Below are 252 nucleotides of genomic sequence, written 5' to 3'. Positions count from 1 at the left end.
TTCCTCCTGGCTATTTATTTTCGGTTGGCGAACCAAAAATATTTTAGCACCTTGAGGAAGTTTTTTTAATACCACGCTGTAAGCTTTTTGGAACCCTAGGCATAGCCCAGGGTTTTCTTTTCTATAATAAGGACCACCCGTGAGAACGGGTGGTTTTCTCTGCGGCTGAAAGCCTTTGTTACTGACCAAACCCTAAAGGGCTACTGAAAGGTTCGCCATTTGTACTACTTCTACTGGCCAGACCTCAAAGGC

1 protein-coding gene is annotated in these 252 nt (G+C 44.4%); it reads right to left on the bottom strand.

Translation table 11 applies throughout. From position 1 onward, the window contains the following. Positions 1–189 (bottom strand): hypothetical protein (locus QQZ16_RS04010; RefSeq protein ID WP_284561131.1); only part of this gene is annotated, 189 nt, incomplete at its 3' end. Between the last annotated feature and the right edge of the window lie 63 nt (positions 190–252).

This window comes from Bacillus sp. T2.9-1, assembly GCF_950097965.1.
In the GTDB taxonomy this organism is placed as follows: Bacteria; Bacillota; Bacilli; order Bacillales; family Cytobacillaceae; genus Niallia; species Niallia hominis.
The sequence above is the reverse complement of the archived record's forward strand: the minus strand, read 5'-3'. Positions and strand labels throughout refer to the sequence as shown.